17 protein-coding genes are annotated in these 15794 nt (G+C 71.0%); 5 read left to right on the top strand and 12 right to left on the bottom strand.

Annotation, left to right across the window (positions count from 1 at the left end; genetic code table 11):
• Positions 1–32 precede the first annotated feature (32 nt).
• Together N8J89_RS20470 and N8J89_RS20465 are read right to left on the bottom strand one after the other, a co-directional pair.
• Positions 33–227, bottom strand: a complete 195-nt coding sequence (locus tag N8J89_RS20470; protein WP_283665986.1) for a hypothetical protein — start codon at positions 225–227, stop codon at positions 33–35.
• Between the two features lie 569 nt (positions 228–796).
• Positions 797–1465, bottom strand: a complete 669-nt coding sequence (locus N8J89_RS20465) for a CBS domain-containing protein (RefSeq protein ID WP_283665985.1) — start codon at positions 1463–1465, stop codon at positions 797–799.
• A gap of 71 nt (positions 1466–1536) precedes the next feature.
• On the opposite strand from N8J89_RS20465, the gene N8J89_RS20460 reads away from it, so the two are divergent.
• Complete coding sequence (locus N8J89_RS20460) at positions 1537–1896, top strand: hypothetical protein (RefSeq protein ID WP_283665984.1); 360 nt, start codon at positions 1537–1539, stop codon at positions 1894–1896.
• A gap of 296 nt (positions 1897–2192) precedes the next feature.
• Here the strand turns inward: N8J89_RS20460 and N8J89_RS20455 are convergent, their stop codons facing one another.
• Both N8J89_RS20455 and rfbH read right to left on the bottom strand, forming a co-directional pair.
• Entirely contained in the window at positions 2193–2924 is a 732-nt protein-coding gene (locus tag N8J89_RS20455; RefSeq protein WP_283665983.1) for an SDR family NAD(P)-dependent oxidoreductase, read from the bottom strand.
• A gap of 32 nt (positions 2925–2956) precedes the next feature.
• Positions 2957–4297 carry a lipopolysaccharide biosynthesis protein RfbH gene (gene rfbH / locus N8J89_RS20450; protein WP_502868466.1) on the bottom strand — a complete coding sequence of 447 codons (1341 nt, stop codon included), beginning with the start codon at positions 4295–4297 and terminating at the stop codon, positions 2957–2959.
• A 134-nt stretch (positions 4298–4431) separates the two neighbouring features.
• Between rfbH and N8J89_RS20445 the strand changes: the two genes are divergently transcribed.
• Positions 4432–5682 carry a nucleotide disphospho-sugar-binding domain-containing protein gene (locus N8J89_RS20445; RefSeq protein WP_283665982.1) on the top strand — a complete coding sequence of 417 codons (1251 nt, stop codon included), beginning with the start codon at positions 4432–4434 and terminating at the stop codon, positions 5680–5682.
• A gap of 147 nt (positions 5683–5829) precedes the next feature.
• Here the strand turns inward: N8J89_RS20445 and N8J89_RS20440 are convergent, their stop codons facing one another.
• The 8 genes from N8J89_RS20440 to N8J89_RS20405 form a co-directional block, all read right to left on the bottom strand.
• Complete coding sequence (locus N8J89_RS20440) at positions 5830–6603, bottom strand: class I SAM-dependent methyltransferase (RefSeq protein ID WP_283665981.1); 774 nt, start codon at positions 6601–6603, stop codon at positions 5830–5832.
• A gap of 38 nt (positions 6604–6641) precedes the next feature.
• Entirely contained in the window at positions 6642–7664 is a 1023-nt protein-coding gene (locus N8J89_RS20435; protein ID WP_283665980.1) for an aldo/keto reductase, read from the bottom strand.
• A gap of 84 nt (positions 7665–7748) precedes the next feature.
• Complete coding sequence (locus N8J89_RS20430; RefSeq protein WP_283665979.1) at positions 7749–8513, bottom strand: NAD-dependent epimerase/dehydratase family protein; 765 nt, start codon at positions 8511–8513, stop codon at positions 7749–7751.
• A 45-nt stretch (positions 8514–8558) separates the two neighbouring features.
• The gene (locus N8J89_RS20425; protein WP_283665978.1) at positions 8559–9749 is read right to left on the bottom strand and encodes a nucleotide disphospho-sugar-binding domain-containing protein; all 1191 of its coding nucleotides are present in this window, start codon (positions 9747–9749) and stop codon (positions 8559–8561) included.
• Entirely contained in the window at positions 9746–10192 is a 447-nt protein-coding gene (locus N8J89_RS20420; RefSeq protein WP_283665977.1) for a nuclear transport factor 2 family protein, read from the bottom strand. The genes N8J89_RS20425 and N8J89_RS20420 overlap by 4 nt, the downstream gene beginning before the upstream one ends.
• Positions 10189–10983, bottom strand: coding sequence for a cyclase family protein (locus N8J89_RS20415; protein WP_283665976.1), 795 nt, complete (start codon positions 10981–10983; stop codon positions 10189–10191). Before N8J89_RS20415 ends, N8J89_RS20420 begins: the two co-directional genes overlap by 4 nt.
• Before the next feature lie 8 nt (positions 10984–10991).
• A complete protein-coding gene (locus N8J89_RS20410; RefSeq protein ID WP_283665975.1) occupies positions 10992–12224 on the bottom strand; it encodes an FAD-dependent monooxygenase in 1233 nt (410 codons plus the stop codon).
• 37 nt (positions 12225–12261) lie between these two features.
• Entirely contained in the window at positions 12262–13023 is a 762-nt protein-coding gene (locus N8J89_RS20405; protein WP_283665974.1) for an SDR family oxidoreductase, read from the bottom strand.
• Between the two features lie 200 nt (positions 13024–13223).
• Between N8J89_RS20405 and N8J89_RS20400 the strand changes: the two genes are divergently transcribed.
• From N8J89_RS20400 to N8J89_RS20390, 3 genes are read left to right on the top strand one after another with little or no spacing between them, the layout of a single operon-like run.
• Positions 13224–14261 (top strand): class I SAM-dependent methyltransferase, encoded by a 1038-nt coding sequence (locus tag N8J89_RS20400; RefSeq protein WP_283665973.1) that lies wholly within the window; start codon positions 13224–13226, stop codon positions 14259–14261.
• A gap of 18 nt (positions 14262–14279) precedes the next feature.
• Positions 14280–14825 carry a PadR family transcriptional regulator gene (locus N8J89_RS20395; RefSeq protein WP_283665972.1) on the top strand — a complete coding sequence of 182 codons (546 nt, stop codon included), beginning with the start codon at positions 14280–14282 and terminating at the stop codon, positions 14823–14825.
• A 3-nt stretch (positions 14826–14828) separates the two neighbouring features.
• Complete coding sequence (locus N8J89_RS20390; protein ID WP_283665971.1) at positions 14829–15794, top strand: ABC transporter ATP-binding protein; 966 nt, start codon at positions 14829–14831, stop codon at positions 15792–15794.

Here is a 15794-nt window from a genome sequence, read left to right as displayed (position 1 = left end):
TGATTCCCTTGCCCTGCACCGATTGGCCGCGGTCACCGACGCTCGCCCAGCAAGAACCAGAGCAACGGAACCAGCATTCTGGGCACCCCTGCGGGCAGCACCAGCACCACGGGGGCCAGCCGCGCCACATCGGTGTCGTCCTGACCGCGCGCCCCGCACAACACGGCCAGGAACAACAGGCCGGGAAGCAGGATCCTGAGCGGAAACCTGCGCCTGGTTCGGTTCATGACCCTCGTCTCCTGATCACCGTGCCGACTCCGACCAGGATTCAGTGGACTCCGATCGCGGTCCTCCCCCGGCGCGGGTGAGCCTGCGCGCGGTCTCCCGGGGGCTTGGCAGCGTGGCAGCGCCGCCACCCACGCAGGGCCACCACGGAGCGCATGATGACCAGCCAGATGCTGCGCACGACCGCGCTGCTCAACGCGGTTGACCTGGCCGCTCGGGCGCCATCGCCGGAGCCGCGGCACGGCTGGCAGACCTCCGCGGCGCCGAGACGCTGCTCGCGCTCACCACCTCCGAGCTTGACCGGCCGACAGCCGGCCTGGTCACCGGTGAGGCGGTGGCCGCGGCGCTGCTGGCCGCCGAGGTCACCGGGCCGGGCGCTTCGGGTGCGCGTCCGGACCGGGGAACACCACGACGACCTGGTCGGCGTTGGACAGAACGCCACTGCCTCGTCATCCCTTCCGTGGGGTGCAGGCACGGTTCCGGTACGCCGGGCGCCATCGGGCGTCCGCCATTCGGCGGGCACCTCCACGGTGCCGACGACCGAGTCGCGGCTGGTCCGCTGACACCGTGGTCAGTTCCGCGTACGTGGCCGAACCCAGCGCGGCACGCTCGGGCGCGTGCCGCCGCCGCAGCGCCAGCCGGGCAACGGCGCCGCGAGCGGAGAGGCACTCCATTGTGGACTGTCCTCAGTGGATGGACGACGGCGGCAGAGCAGCGACTGGCTGGTGGAGCCGAGCACCATTCCGGCGGACCGGCCACGGCCGCGGGAACCGACCACGACCATGCGGGCCTGTCCGGACTCCACGCACGGGCCGGTGGCGCCCGCGCTCCGCTCGTCCAGGGTCACCACGCCGTCGGCTACCTCCAACCGCCAGTTCCACAGCGCGCCGGGCAGGTCGGCGAGCCGGTGCCGGACCTCCTCGGCGATCACCGCGTCGGCGCGCACCAGCGCCCGGATCAGGTCGCGGCGGCTGATCACCCCGACCACGACCCTGCCGTTGAGCACCGGCAGGCTGCGGAGCCGGCCCTCGACCAACGTGCGGGCCACCTCGGTGAGCTCGGCGCCCGGTGCGGTGACCACGACCTCGGTGGTCATCGCCTCGGCCACCCTGCGGTCCCGGCGGGGCGGCGGCTCGCCGTCCAGGCGGCAGCGCAGCACGTCGGCCTCACTGAGGACGCCGACCAACCGGCCGTCCTCATCCACCACCGGCACGGCGGCGCAGCCCAGCCGGGCCAGCACTTCGTGCCAGGGACTTTCGATCCTGCTGCGCGGAATGGGTTGTCATCACTTTGTGCGCCCGGGACCGCCCGATGCCCGACGTCGACATCCACCGCCGCCACACTGTCCACAGTGGACGAATTAGCGGAGGGTCACCGCACGTGGCGCACCGGTCCGAGGAACTTCCCGCACCGGTGGTGGCCGCAGGCGCCTTCCACCTCGACGACGACCCGTACGTCCGCATCGGCGTCGGTCGGGCACCCGTCCACCTGCCCGGCCCCATCGACACCGTGGCCCGCACTGTCGTCGCCATCCGCAAGGGCCATGCCACCATCGGTTCCACCGCGCCGTCCCGGTGGCTGTTCCCCTGCGGCCAGCCCGGCCGACCGTCAGCACCGCACGGCTCAAGCAGCGGCCGGACCAGCAGGCATTCCGACAGTTCTGATATCTGACGTTGCCGTTTCTGGTCGACGCTCAATCGAGGACGCCGACACGGCCCTCAGCGCCCACGTGAGCTGCACGGGCACGATCAGGCATCGATCGCTTCTTGTCACTGCTTGTCAACCACAGGCGGTTCTCAGGGTAAACGGGGCAGGCCGACAAAACGGCGCGGAGTCCAACCGCACCGGTGATGTCTTCCTCGGCTGGCCACGTATCCGTACAGGTGCCGCTCTGGACCGGCAGGCGCAGTGCCATGCCCGTGTAGCGCATCGTTTTCTCGGGAATCGCTTCTATGATTCACCTCGGCTCAGGACGGCGGGCCCTGTGCCGCGCCGAGCATACGCAGGACCATCCGGCGCGGCAGGAGCCGCATCGCCGCGGCGAACACGGTGTTCCGCCGGCCGGAGACGACTGTGGGACGGCGGCGGCGGTGCAGCACGGCGATCGCCGTAGCGGCCACCTGCTCTGGCGTCTGCACCATGCTGGCGGGCACGTCGTCACCGTCGTACGCCTGCGAGGCCGTCGCGGTAATACCTGGGCACAGGTTCATGACGTAGACGCCGCGCGCCCGGTGCTCGAGCCACAGCGACTCTGAGAAGGAGGTGAGGAAGGCCTTGGAAGCGCTGTAGACGCTCAGCCCGGCCGCCGGGGCGAAGGCGAGCACGGACGAGATGTTGATCAGCGCGTCCCCCGGCCGGGCCGCGGCGAGGTAGGCGTGGGCGAGCGTAACCGGTGCTACGCAGTTGAGCTCCATCATCCCCACTGCCGTGTCCAGGTCGACGTCCGCGAACGGCCCGGTCACCGCCACGCCGGCGTTGTTGACCAGGACGTCGAAACGGGTGTCGCGCACGGCTTGGACGACACGGGCGCGGCCATGGGCGGTCGCCAGGTCAGCGGTGAGCGCGGTGTGCCCGTCTCCCAGCGCGCCGACGGCCGCGCGCAGGCGTTCCTCGTCTCTGGCTACGCCGGTGACCGTGTACCCCGCCGCGGCCAGCTCACCGGCGAGCGCGCGGCCGATGCCGGCGCTGGCGCCGGTCACCAGCGCGGCACGCCGCCCGGCCCCACCCCGGCTCATCGGCGCCCCGAGACGAACTCCCGGATCGACGCGCTCATGTAGTCGATCATCTCCGTGGTCAGGCCTGGATAGACGCCGATCCAGAAGGTCCGCTCGGTAACTATGTCGCTGTTGGTCAGGTCCCCGGAGACGCGGTACGCAACGTCTTGGTAGGCCGGTTGCCGGATCAGGTTGCCGGAGAACAACATCCGGGTTCCGATCCGCCGCGACTCCAAGTACTGGAGGATGGCGGTGCGGCTGAACGGGGCGCCCGGCCGCACTGTCAGCAGGAAGCCGAACCAGCTCGGGTCGCTGTTCGGAGTGGCGCGTGGCAGCAGCAGACCCGGCACGCCGTCGAGGCCCTCCCGCAGTCGCTGCCAGTTGCGCCGCCGGGCCGCGCCGAAGTCGGTCAGCTTGGCCAGCTGCGACAGACCCAGGGCGGCCTGCAGGTCAGTGGTCTTCAGGTTGTAGCCGATCCGGGAGAACGTGTACTTGTGGTCGTACCCGAACGGCAGGGTGCCGAACTGCTGGCTGAAGCGGCGCCGGCAGGTGTCGTTGTGCCCGGGCAGGCACCAGCAGTCTCGTCCCCAGTCGCGTAGCGACTCGACCACTTTGGACAGTCGGACGTTGTCGGTCAGCACGCAGCCGCCTTCGCCGGACGTCAGGTGGTGCGCCGGGTAGAAGCTGACGGTGCTCATGTCGCCGAACGAGCCGGTTGGCCGGCCCCGGTAGGTGCTGCCGACCGCGTCGCAGTTGTCTTCCACCAGGAACAGGCCGTGCTCCGTCGCGAGGTCGGCGATCTCGGCAACCGGGAACGGGTTGCCCAGCGCATGCGCGATCATGATCGCCCGGGTACGTGGCCCTATCGCGGCCGCGACCCGGTCCACCGTGGTGTTGTACGTGCCGAGCTCGATGTCGACGAAGACTGGGATCAGCCCGTTCTGCACGATCGGGTGCACTGTGGTCGGGAAGCCGGCGGCCACGGTGACCACCTCGTCGCCGGGCCGCAGCCGCCGGTCGCCGAGCTCTCGCTGGGTCAAAGCGGTGAGCGCCAACAGGTTGGCCGACGAGCCGGAGTTGGTCAGGTGCGCCTTGCGACGCCCGACGGTAGCGGCGAACGCGCGCTCGAACTGCTCGGCCACCGAACCGGTGGCGATGCGCAGGTTCAGGGCCGCTTCGACCAGCGCGGCCCGGTCGTCCTCATCCAGTACCGCGCCGGACGGTGGCAGCGGCGTCTCTCCCGGGATGAACTCGCGCCCCTGGTCCCGCTCCCGGTGGTACTTGCGGACGTGGTCGAGGATCAGCGCCTGAATGTCCGTCATGCGGGTTCCCTCCTCGAGGCTGGCGTCGGCGATCACCGTTGCTCACGGAACACGGGATGTGCGACGGCCGCTCCCGTGGGCAACCGTGCTGCCTGCCGGTGGAGGGCAGGTCGAGGCTCACTCGATCTGGGACCCGCCGGGCCGCGAGTCACGGCTGCCAGGGTGGGCGGGTGCAGGTGTTGTTCACGGTGTCGTCATGGCCGACGCACTACGCCGCCATGGTGCCGCTCGGCTGGGCGTTGCAGGCCGCCGGACACGAGGTCCGCGTGGTGTGCACGCCGTCCCAGGTGGCCCCGGTGTCCGCGGCCGGCCTGATCCCGGTACCGGTGCTGAACGGGCTTGAGGTGACGGTGCGGCTGCGGTTGCAGTACTACCGGGAGGCGCTGAACGGGCAGTGGCCGTACCCGTGGCTGCCACCGCATCCGCTGACCGGCGGGCCGCTGAACTCGCTCGATGACTTCGACCTCGCCGGGTACCGCGACCGCGAGGCGCCGGCATACGCCCGGCTGGCCGCGGCCGGGTACGACGCGGCGGTGGCGTTCGCCTCCGCGTGGCGGCCGGACCTCGTGTTGCACGATCCGGCGAGCCTGGAGGGGATGCTCATCGCCGGCCTGCTCGGCATTCCGGCCGTGCTGTGCCTGTGGGGGCCGGTCGGCACTCACGAGCCGGCGCACATGTCGATCGTGCCGGAGGACCACAGCGGTGCGTTTCCCCGCCATGGGCTGCGCGAGTTCGGCTTGGACATGATCCGTACCGTGATCGATCCCTGCCCGCCGGCGCTGGCGCCGCCGATCGCGGCCCAGCGCCTGCCGATGCGGTACGTGCCGTACAACGGCTGCGCGCCGATGCCCGGGTGGCTGCTGGAGCGATCGGACCGGCCCCGGGTCTGCATCACCTGGTCGACGGCGCTGACGACGACGTCGGGCCCGCGGTCGTATCTGCTGCCCGAACTTGTCCGCGCCGCCGACGACCTCGGCGTGGAGGTGGTGCTGACCGCGACCGCCGAGGACGTGGCCGCGCTCGGCAGGGTGCCGCCGACGGTCCGGGTGGCGGAGCGCTTGCCCCTGCGGCTGCTGCTGCCGGGCTGCGACGCTGTCGTCCACCACGGCGGTAGCGGCACCGCCTTGACCGCGTTGTGGGCTGGCGTGCCGCAGGTGATGGCAACCTTCGCGTCGGAGCAGACGGCGACGGCGACGCGGGTGGCGGCCGCCGGTGCGGCACTGCACCTGCCCGGCCACGAGGCCAACGCGGGTGCGGTGGGCACGGCGCTGGAGAAGCTGCTCGCCGACAACTCCTACCGCCGGACCGCAGGCGAGCTGAGGGCGCAGATGCTCCGGCAGCCCACTCCGGCCGACCTGGTGAAGACGCTGGAAGGCCACCACCGGGAACCGGGACGCGACATCCAGCGAAGTTCTGTCTAGCAACCGCCTCGACTGCGGCCCGGTTCCAGCTACGGGCAGTACGTCCTGTCGATCGCGCGCGAGCTGCCGGAGTTCACCTGGGAGCACACCGACCGGGCGCGGGCGCCAGCGGCGCGGCCACCCGCCGCGCCGTCGGCCCGATCACCGCTACTCGCCCCATCGCAGGTAGACCACCGGCTGTTCCCGGCCGGGAATCTGCCGCAGTGTCACCTGCTCCAGCCCGAGACCTTCGCGGACCGCCGCGGTCACGCCCGGCCACCGAGGATGGCCCAGCTCGTCGAAGGCGATGATGCTGCCCTTGGCGAGGCAGGGGCGGATCGCCCGCAGCGCCTCCCGGGTGGGCTCGTAGAGATCGAGGTCGAAGAAGACCATCCCGATCACGGTTTCCGGGTTGTCGCGCAGGTACTGCGGCAGCGTCTCACGCACGTCCCCTTGCACCACGAAGGTGCGCTGCACGTGCGATACGGGATCGCCCGCCTCGTGAGCGGCAAGGACCTCGCGCAGGTGCTCTACCTCGCCGTCCGGGACCGCGAACCGGCCGACCGCGGCACTCGGACTCGCCTGGTCGATCTCGGAGATCTCGGGAAACCCGGTGAAGGTGTCGAACCCGATGATCCGGCGGTACGAGTTGTACGGCTCGTGCAGGGCGCGTAGCGCGGTGAGGATGGCGAGATGGCGGCCGTGCAGGACGCCGAACTCCATGATGACGCCCGGCACCTCGGGCAGCATGCGGTAGAGCGCGTCCATGGCGAGCAGGTCGGCCAACTGGTGCCTGCGCAGGTACACTGGAAGGTTGTCGATCAAGTAGACCGGCGGTATGGGCGTCTCGGTCAGCAGCTTGGTCAGCCGCGTCCGCACATCCCGCTCCTGCTCCGACTCCCGCGGCAGCACCCGGGAGTCCCTGTACTCGATGTCGCCCATAGGGCTCGTTTCCTTTCTCGTCCACGGACCCCGGGCGGTCACGAGATCCAGGCCTCCGGTGCGGGGCCGCCCCGGCCCACCGGGGGGAACAGGACATCCAGCCGGGCGAGCTGCGGCTCCGGCAGGGTGAGCCGCAACGCGGAGAGCGCCGCGTCGACGTGCTGCGTTGTCCGGGGACCGATGACGACCGCGGTCACGCCCGGCCTCGACAGGACCCAGGCCTGACCGACCACCGCGGGCGGCTGGCCGATCTCGTCGCAGAACCGCTCGTACTCGGCGATGGTGCCGCGATGCCGGCTGAGCGCGGCGCGGGCGCGGCCTTGGGCGGACTTGACCGCCGTCCCCTCGGCCAGTTTGCGCAGCGCGCCGGCCAGCAGGCCGCCGTGCAGCGGCGACCAGACCAGAATGGCCACGCCGTACGCGTGCGCGGCCGGGATTATCTCCAGCTCCGGATACCGGGTGGGGAGGTTGAACACACACTGCTCGGAGGCCAGCCCGGTGAAGTGGCGGCGGCGCGCAGCCTCCTGTGCCGCGGCGATGCTCCAGCCGGCGAAGTTCGACGACCCGACGTAGCGAATCTTGCCCTGTGCCACCAGCTGTTCCATCGCCTGCCACACCTCGTCCCAGCCGACCGCCGGGTCCAGCCGGTGCATCTGGTAGAGGTCGATCCAGTCGGTGCGCATGCGGCGCAGCGACGCCTCGCAGGCGGCGATGATGTGCCGCGCCGAGAGCCCTTCGTCGTTCGGCCCCGGGCCCATCGGGTTGCCGACCTTGGTGGCCAGCACCAGCTGATCGCGCCGGGAGGGGTTGCCCGCCAGCCACCGGCCGATCGACTCCTCGGTGTGCCCCTTGCGCACCCGCCAGCCGTAGATGTCGGCGGTGTCCAAGAAGTTGATGCCCCGGTCCATCGCGTGGTCCATGATCTTGTGCGTCTCGGGCTCGTCCACCCGCCCGCCGAAGTTCACGGTGCCGAGCGCAAGCCGGCTGACCTTCAGGCCGGTGCGGCCGAGCCGGGTGTAGAGCGGGTCGGGCGCGTCTCCGCGTGAAGCCTCAGCCTGCATGAGAATCGCCCCCTCGCTGTCGGCCTGCGCACGCCAGTCTGGTGGGGTCGGCTCGAGTCTGGCTCAAGAGCCGGTGCACCGGCCTCATACCGGGATCCGCAGCGGCGTGGCGACGTACTCCGGCAGGTATCTGTCCAGGACGCGCCGGTAGTAGAAGTAGTCCACCGTGGTCAGCGCGATCTCCGGCACCAGGCGGTGCAGCTCGGCCGTGGAGACGGACTGGCTCGTGACAGTGGTGACGTACTGCCGGGTCGCCGCAATCCCCAGGCGTTCCTCGACGTGATCGACGACCTCCTCGATCGGCACCGACCTGCCGGTGGCGACGTTGACGACGGCGCGGCTGACGCCCAGGTTGAGCAGCCGATCCACGACGTGGACCACGTCGGCGGCGTCGATCAGGTCACGCCGCGCGCCTCGGTGCAGCTTCACCGTGCCGGAGCTGACCTGGCGCACCAGCGAGGGCAGTAGCTGGTGCGCCGGTTGCCTGGGACCGACCACGTGCGACACCCGCAGCGCGAGGTAGTCGATGGACGAGGCGGCCAGCACGGCCTCCATGGCCAGCTTGTGCCGGCCGTACGCGGTGGACGGGCAGACGGGGCCGCTCTCCCGGCCCGGCTCCCCCGGCAGCGCGTACATGGCGGGTGAGGCGGTGGAGAAGAAGAGCAGCTTCTTGCCCTGCTCCGCGCACCGCCGCCCCACGTCGTAGAGGCGCTCGGCATCCCTGGCGAAGTCCGACTCCGACGCCCCGGTCGCCACCGACACCCCGAAGGCCGCGGCGACGACCCCGGGATGGGCGTCCGCGATGGGCGTGAGCACGCCGGCGAGGTAGCCACGGCCGATGATCTCCATCCGGATCCTTTCCCGCGCCGGGGCGGCCCCGAGCGGGGCTGGGCGTCACGACGCGAGTTGCGTGAGTAGGCCGGCGATCTCCACCGGTGTGGGCTGAGCATCGATCTCGCGGCGCAGGCGCGCCGCGGCGGCACGGTGGGCGGGCTCGTCCAGCAGCGCGACGACCTCACGCCGGATGGACTCCACGTCGGCCTCGTCGACGTGCAGCGACCGCCCGGCGCCGGTGGAGACGTGCGCCGCGCTGTCGTCGATCTGCTGGGACAGGAAAGGGATGTGCAGCTGGGGCACGCCGTGCGCGGCGGCGGTCAGCACGCTGGAGGCACCGCCCTGGTGGACCATCACGGAGGTGGTCGGCATCAGCTGGTGCAGTGGGAAGTGCTCCAGCAGCCGCACGTTGGCGGGCAGAGCGCCCAGCAGGTCCCGCTGGCCGCGCGCGATGGTGAGCACCACCTCGACGTCGAGGACGCTCAGCGCCTCCAGCACCCGCGGGACGGCGAACCGGGATGGTCCGGTCGTCCGCGCCGTCATCGTCCCCCAGCTGACCGCGACCCGGGGCCGGACCGGCGCCTCGAGCGCCCAGGCGGGCAGCGCACCGGGACCGTTGTACGGCACGTGGCGCATCTGCCGGCGACTGGGGCTTGGCGGCGGCTGCATGCTGGGCGGGCACGGGTCGACGGTGAGCTGCGCGGGGTCACTGCGCGGGGTCAGTCCGTACGCCTCGAAGCGGCGGCGGTAGTCGGGCATCTGCTCCAGCAGCTCGTCGCCGTGGACGCTGCCCATGATGTCGGTGGTCACCAGGTGGCGCACGGCCGGAACGCCGATGACGTGCGCGGCGACGATGCCGCCCTCGCACATGCCGCTGTCGGTCACGACCAGGTCGGGCCGCCACGCGCGGGAGAAGCGCACCAGCTCGTCGGTGCGGGCGAAGGTGGCGTCGAGCCAGGTGCCGAGCACCTCGGCGGCGCCGTCACGGTGCATGAACTCGTCGAGCTCTTCGGGATTGCCGGGCCGGTCGTGACCGGGCGCCTCGTGCTCCAGCGTCTGCTGTTGCAGCGCGACGAAGTCGATGTCGTCGCCGACCACGACCGCGGGCAGGCCCGCGCCCACAACCGCGCCGACGCACCCCGGCGGCGCGGCGATCCGGACCTCGTGGCCCGCCACCCGCAGCGCCCAGGCCAGCGGCGTCATCATGAAGAAGTGCGTCGGCCAGCCGGAGAGGGTGAACAGCACCTTCATCGCGTTTCCCCGGGCAGGTCGTCCCGGGTCACCCGCCGTTCCCGGACCTGCCAGCCGTTCGGGCCGGTTACCAGCACGTCCTCGCACACGCAGGTGCGGTGCAGGCGGGGCTCACCGCCGAGCGGGGTGAGGAACACCAGCGCGTAGCAGCGCACCCGGACCGTGCCGTCGCCGTCCGGGTGCATGGCGACCATGCCGTGCCAGTGGCGCTGCACCTCGCCGCGGGAGACGCGGTCGGCGGCCGCGCGGGCGACGGCCTCCGCCAGGCGGGACCGGCCGCGGACCGGCTCCGGCAGCGTGGGCAGCGAGACCACGCAGTCCTCGGTGAACGTCCGCGCCCACTCCTCGGCGGCGCCGGAGTCGAGCAGCTGCATGTGGTGGGCGTAGAACTGCTGTACCTCGGCGTAGATCCGGTCGAATCCGGGCAGCGCGGCGACGGTCATGGTGATCCTTCCGTGTGGTCCTCGTCCAGGAGCGCGACCGCGCGGCACCACCCGGCGCCGGCGCCGGTGATCTTCACCGGGAAGCAGGCCACGGTGAAGCCGGACGACGCGGGCAGCGCGTCCAGGTTGGACAGTCGCTCGATTTGGCAGTACTCGCGTTCCCTGCCCGCGAAGTGCGCTGGCCAGAGCACGCTCCGGTCGCCGGTCTGCTGGAAGCGCGTGATGATGTCGATGAACGGTGCATCCAGGCTGAACGCGTCCGTGCCGATCACCCGGATGCCCAGGTCCAGCAGGAACTGGGTGGCGGAGGCGTCGAGCCCGGTGAACTCGCGGAAGTACCGTGGCGTGCCGGCCCAGGCCGAGGCGCCGGTGCGCAGCAGCACGATGTCGAGCGGCTGCGGCCGGAAGCCCACCCGGTCCAGCTCCTCTTGCAGGTAGGCGGCGTCAGCCGTGGTTCCCTCCACCCCGGTCAGGTCCAGCACGACGCCCGGCCGGTAGAACCAGTCCAGCGGCATCTCGTCGATGTGCCGGGGCCGTCCGTACGTGCCGGTGGACCCGTAGTGCGACGGCGCGTCGACGTGGGTGCCGGTGTGGCTGGTCAAGGTCAGCACGTCGATGGACAGCAGCTCGCCGCCGGGCAGTACCGACGGATCGAAGTCGATGCCGAAGTGCGCGCGCATCTCCTCGCTCATGTGCCGGGCGCCCTCAGCCGGACTGATGATCTTGTGGGTGATCTCCTCGACCTCCCACCGGGACGCGTCCACCGGCGTGGACAGATCGATGACGCGCACGGCGGACCTCACGCCCTCTCGTCGCTGGTGAACAGCTCGGACGCGATCCGCACCGGCGTTCGGCCATAGGCGATGCGCGCGGTCATCTTGTCGAACAGCGGCGTCTTCTGCATGAGCCACATCGCTTTCGGCCGGATCACCGCGGCGACTCTGCTCTGCGAGAGCATCCCCTTGCTCTGCACGAGCTGGATCTTCATCACCATGTCGATGTCCGGGCGCCGGTCCTGTTCGTACCGGCCCAGCACGCCGGCGCCCGCATCGCCGCGGCGCAGCGACTCCATGAGCACGGGGTGCAGCACGGCCGCGTCCTGGATGGCCAGGTTGATCCCCTGCGCGCCCAGCGGGCTGTGCGTGTGCGCGCTGTCGCCGATGAGGACCAGCCCGTCGCGCACCCACGTCTGCGCGGAGGCCGCGAAGACGTCCAGCAGGACGAGCTGGTTCAGCGCGGTGACATGCTCCCGGATGGTGTCGGCGAACTGCGGGACCACCGCGCAGAGCTGCTCCTTGACGTGGTCGAGGCCGCGCTCGGCCACCTGGGCGTAGCCGCCGTGCGGCAGGGTCCAGCCGAGTTGCAGCTGATCCGGGTAGGAGTGGTAGGCCAGCACGGGGTTTCCGCCGCCGCGGAAGATCTGCACGTACGGCAGCGGGCGCCCGTCGCGCGGAACCTTGAACCACAGCACGTCCATGTCGAAGACGTCCATTCGCCGCTGCGGGATACCCGCGAGCCTGCGGACCTTCGAGAAGCGGCCGTCCGCCCCGATCACGCAGTGCGCCCGCACCACGTGCTCACCGGCCCGCCCTTGAGCCCGGACGCCGCGGACCGCGCCTGCTCCGGTCAGCAGCTCGGCCACGCGGCTGCCAGCGATGTACTCGAACCCCGCGTGCCGCCGGCACTGCTCCAGCAGTTCGTCGAGCAGATGGCGCTGCGGAATGCTCAGCAGGTAGTTGTGCGGCGAGGACAGCCGCTCGTAGCGCACGTCGAGGATCGCTCGGCCACCCTCCACCAGCTGGAAACGACTCAGCTCGTGCGCGCCGCGCGCCCGGGCCGCGTCGAGGACGCCGAGCTGGTCCAGGACCGCGAGGCCGCCCGGCTGGAGGATCTCGCCGCGGTACTCGCGGTCGAGTGACTCCGAGCGCTCCACCACGGCGACGTCAGCGCCGGATCTCAGCAACAACAGCGCCAGCGTCAGGCCAGCGGGCCCGCCGCCCACCACACAGAAGTCGGTCCGGATGTCGTGCACGTCTGCCTCCGCAATGCTCCGCAGGGTGTTCTCCCGGTCAGGCGACGATGCTGAGCCCGCCGTCCACCGTGATCACCTGACCGTGAATCCAGCGCGCGTCGTCCGTGCACAACAGGGCGACCACCCCGGCGACGTCCTCAGGTGTGGTCGCGCGCCCACCGGGGGTCCGGCGGGCCACGACGGCCAGCGCCTCGCGGCCCGGCCCGTCGATCCCCTTGTCCACCTTGGCCGTGGACACCGCGTTGACCGCGATCCCGTGCCCAGCGAGCTCGGCGGCGAGATAGCGGACAGCGCTCTCCAGCGCCGCCTTGACGATGCCGTGGCTGCCGTAGCCGGGCACGGCCCGGCCCGCTCCGGCGCTGGACATCACGACCACCCGGCCGGGGCCACCCGCCATGGCCTTGACGATCGCCTCCGCGCCGTACAGCAGCGGATCGAGGACAATCGACTGCGTCTCGCGGACGGTCCCGGGATCCAGGCCGCCGGCCGTCGGCCGGCGCACCGCCGTGGCGCAGTGGACGACGACATCCAGCCGGCCGTGCCGCTCACACACCCCAGTCACCAGCGTGGGTACCGCCCCGGGCTGGCGCACGTCCTGCTGCACCGCGATGATCGAGCCGGAAAGCCCGCTCAGCTCCGCGACAGTCTCGCGCGCATCCTCGCCAGAGCTGCCATAGGCGACCGTCACGTGCGCGCCGGCGGCGCACAGCCGGCGCGCGACCGCCCGGCCGATCCCGCGTGACCCGCCGATGACCAGCGCGGCCCTGCCGTTCAGGCCGAGATCCGGATCGTCCGCCATGCGCCACCTCGTCAGCTCGATCGCCTGTCGTGCGGTGAGCCTGCCGACCGCGGATCGAGGTTTGCTTGAGCCGCGTCATCGGGCGACTTCAATGCCGGTCGAGCGAAGGTCAAGCTGACCTTGAAAACCTTGGCGGCTCATTCCGGAGCCCGATCACTGGCCGACTAGACACACCGGAAAGGCCTCGAATGGGAACGCATATGACAGGCAAGGACGTGGTGTCCGCACTGTTGGGAATTCGCACGGCGGCGGTGATCCGCGCGGCGGTCGAGCTCCAGGTCTTCGACCGGCTTGGTGACGAGGCGCTCGACGCCGACGCCCTGGCCGCGCGCATCGAGGCGGATCCGCGCGGGACACGGGTGCTGCTGAACGCGCTGGCGGCCGTGGGCGTCCTGGACACCGACGGCGCCCGCTTCTCGATCCCCGCAGAGCTGGCGGGGCCGCTGATCGCGGGCCGCGACAACTGGCAGTACATCGGCACCGCGGTCAAGCTGGCCACGCCGTACTCGGAGTGGGAGGCGCTCGGGCGACTCGCCGAGGCAGTACGGCACGGCGGCACGGTCATGGGCTACAACCTCGAGACGCCCGGAAACGAGTTCCTCGAGGAGTGGGCCGCGAACGCCTACATGGGCAGCGACACGGCAGCGCTCGCCGAGCTCGTCTGGGAGCGGCTCACGACGTGGGCGCAGACCCGTTCCGAACTGGACGTTCTCGACGTGGCCTGCGGTCCCGGCTGGTACGGCCTGACCGTCGCCGCCAACAATCCGCGGGCCCGGGTGTCGCTCGTCGACTTCCCCAACATCGTGGCCTACGCGGAGAAACACGCGCGCGAACTGGCGGTGCAGGACCGGGTGAGGCTGCTGCCGGGCGACATGTTCACCGATCCGCTGGCCGGTCCCTACGATGTCGCGATCGCGGCCGGCGTGATGCACCACTTCTCGTCCGAGCGGGTGCGCGAGCTGCTGCGCAGACTGCACTCGGTGCTCAAGCCGGGCGGGCGCCTGGTGATCGTCGCGCCGGTGGCGGACGAGGCCGACCCGGCCGCGGACCCGCGCGCCCACCTGTTCTCCACGGTGATGCTCGCGCTCACCACCGAAGGCCAGGTGCACTCCTACGACAGCTACCACGCCATGCTCGCAGACAGCGGTTTCGCTGCGCCGGAGATCCACAGCAAGGATGGGTCATCCATGCGGCTGCTGATAGCGACTCGCGCCGAACGACTTGCTTCGCTAGAGTAGTGACACGATACTAGATTCGTGAATCTAACCCGCCTCATGATCTTGGGGCTGCTCGCGTCTCAGGGCCCGATCCACGGTCATGAGATCAAGAAAATCGCCAAGTACACCGATGTGTCGGAATGGGGCGGCGTCGGCACCGGCGCCATCAACCGTGAGCTGCGGCAGGCCAGTGAGACGGGCCTGGTTCGGGCGGTCGCGGTGCAGCAGGTCGGGCGCAGACCGGTACGCACGGTCTACGAGATCACTGGGGATGGGCGCCGGGAGTTGTCGGCGCTGCGGGAAAGGGCGATCTGTGAGCTGCGCTTCGGTCCCGACTCGCTGGCAGTGGCATTGCTGTTCGGCAGGGCGCAGGACCCAGTCGCGCTCGACGAGCTCCTCGCCCGGCGGCGGGAACTGCTCGCCACCACGGTCGCCGAGCTCGACGCCGAACGGGCCCAACTGGTCAGCGAAGGGCGCATACACGGCCTGGACTCGGCGCTGTTCCGGCGCCAGATGATATTGCTCGAGGCGGAGATCCGCTGGCTCGACGAACATCGGTCGACAGTCACTTCGAGACGGGACTGAGAGATGAGCGCCATCGAGGCCGAGGGGCTGACACGCACCTTCATCGCCGACGGCCAACGGGTTGAGGCGGTCCGGAGCATCAGCTTCACCGTCGCCTCCGGCGAGATCTTCGGCTTCCTCGGGCGCGACGGAGCCGGCAAGACCACCACCCTGCGCATGCTGGCCACGCTGCTGCGGCCCGACGCGGGCACGGCCACGGTGATGGGCTGCGACCTGCGGCGCGACCCCACGGGCGTACGCCGCCGGATCGGCTTCGTAGCCCAGCAGGGCGGCGCTGACGCGAACGCGACCGTACGCCAGGAGCTGGTGCTCCAGGCGCGCCTCCACCGGCTCTCCAGCACCGACGCGGCCGCCCGTGCGGACGCGGTGGCGGCGATGTTCGACCTCACGGAACTCATGGATCGGCAGTCCGCGCACCTGTCCGGCGGCCGGCGCCGACGCTTCGAGCTCGCGCTGGGGTTCGTGCACCGGCCCGGGCTCGTCGTCCTCGACGAGCCGACCGCCGGCCTGGACCCGCCGAGCCGCGCTCAGCTCTGGCGGCACATCCAGCGGCTGCGCGAAGACCACGGTGTGACCGTGTTCCTCACGACGAACCACCTGGCGGAAGCGGACGCACTGTGCGACCAGGTCCTGGTCCTCGACGAGGGCCGCGTCGTCGCCCAGGACACGCCCGAGGCGCTGAAGAGGAAGGTCGGCAGCGACGTCGTCATCGTCAAGGTGCCCGGTGGCGCCGACGCGGCGCGCGCCGCCCTGGAGGCCTGCGCGACCGGTCCGGTGGCAGTCGACGGCGAGACCCTCAGATTCACCGCACGGCACGACGAGGCTCTGGTCACCACCGTCGTCCGGACGTTGGAAGCCGCAGAGGTCAAGCCGACTGCCATCGAGGTCACCCGGCCCTGTCTGGACGACGTCTTGCTCGCGATGACCGGCCGGCAGTTGGCCGGCGCCGCCCCAGTCCTGCCCAGCTGA

The sequence above is a fragment of the Crossiella sp. CA-258035 genome, assembly GCF_030064675.1.
Lineage (GTDB): Bacteria > Actinomycetota > Actinomycetes > Mycobacteriales > Pseudonocardiaceae > Crossiella.
Note: the sequence above shows the minus strand (reverse complement) of the source record. Positions and strands in the feature narration are given on the sequence as shown.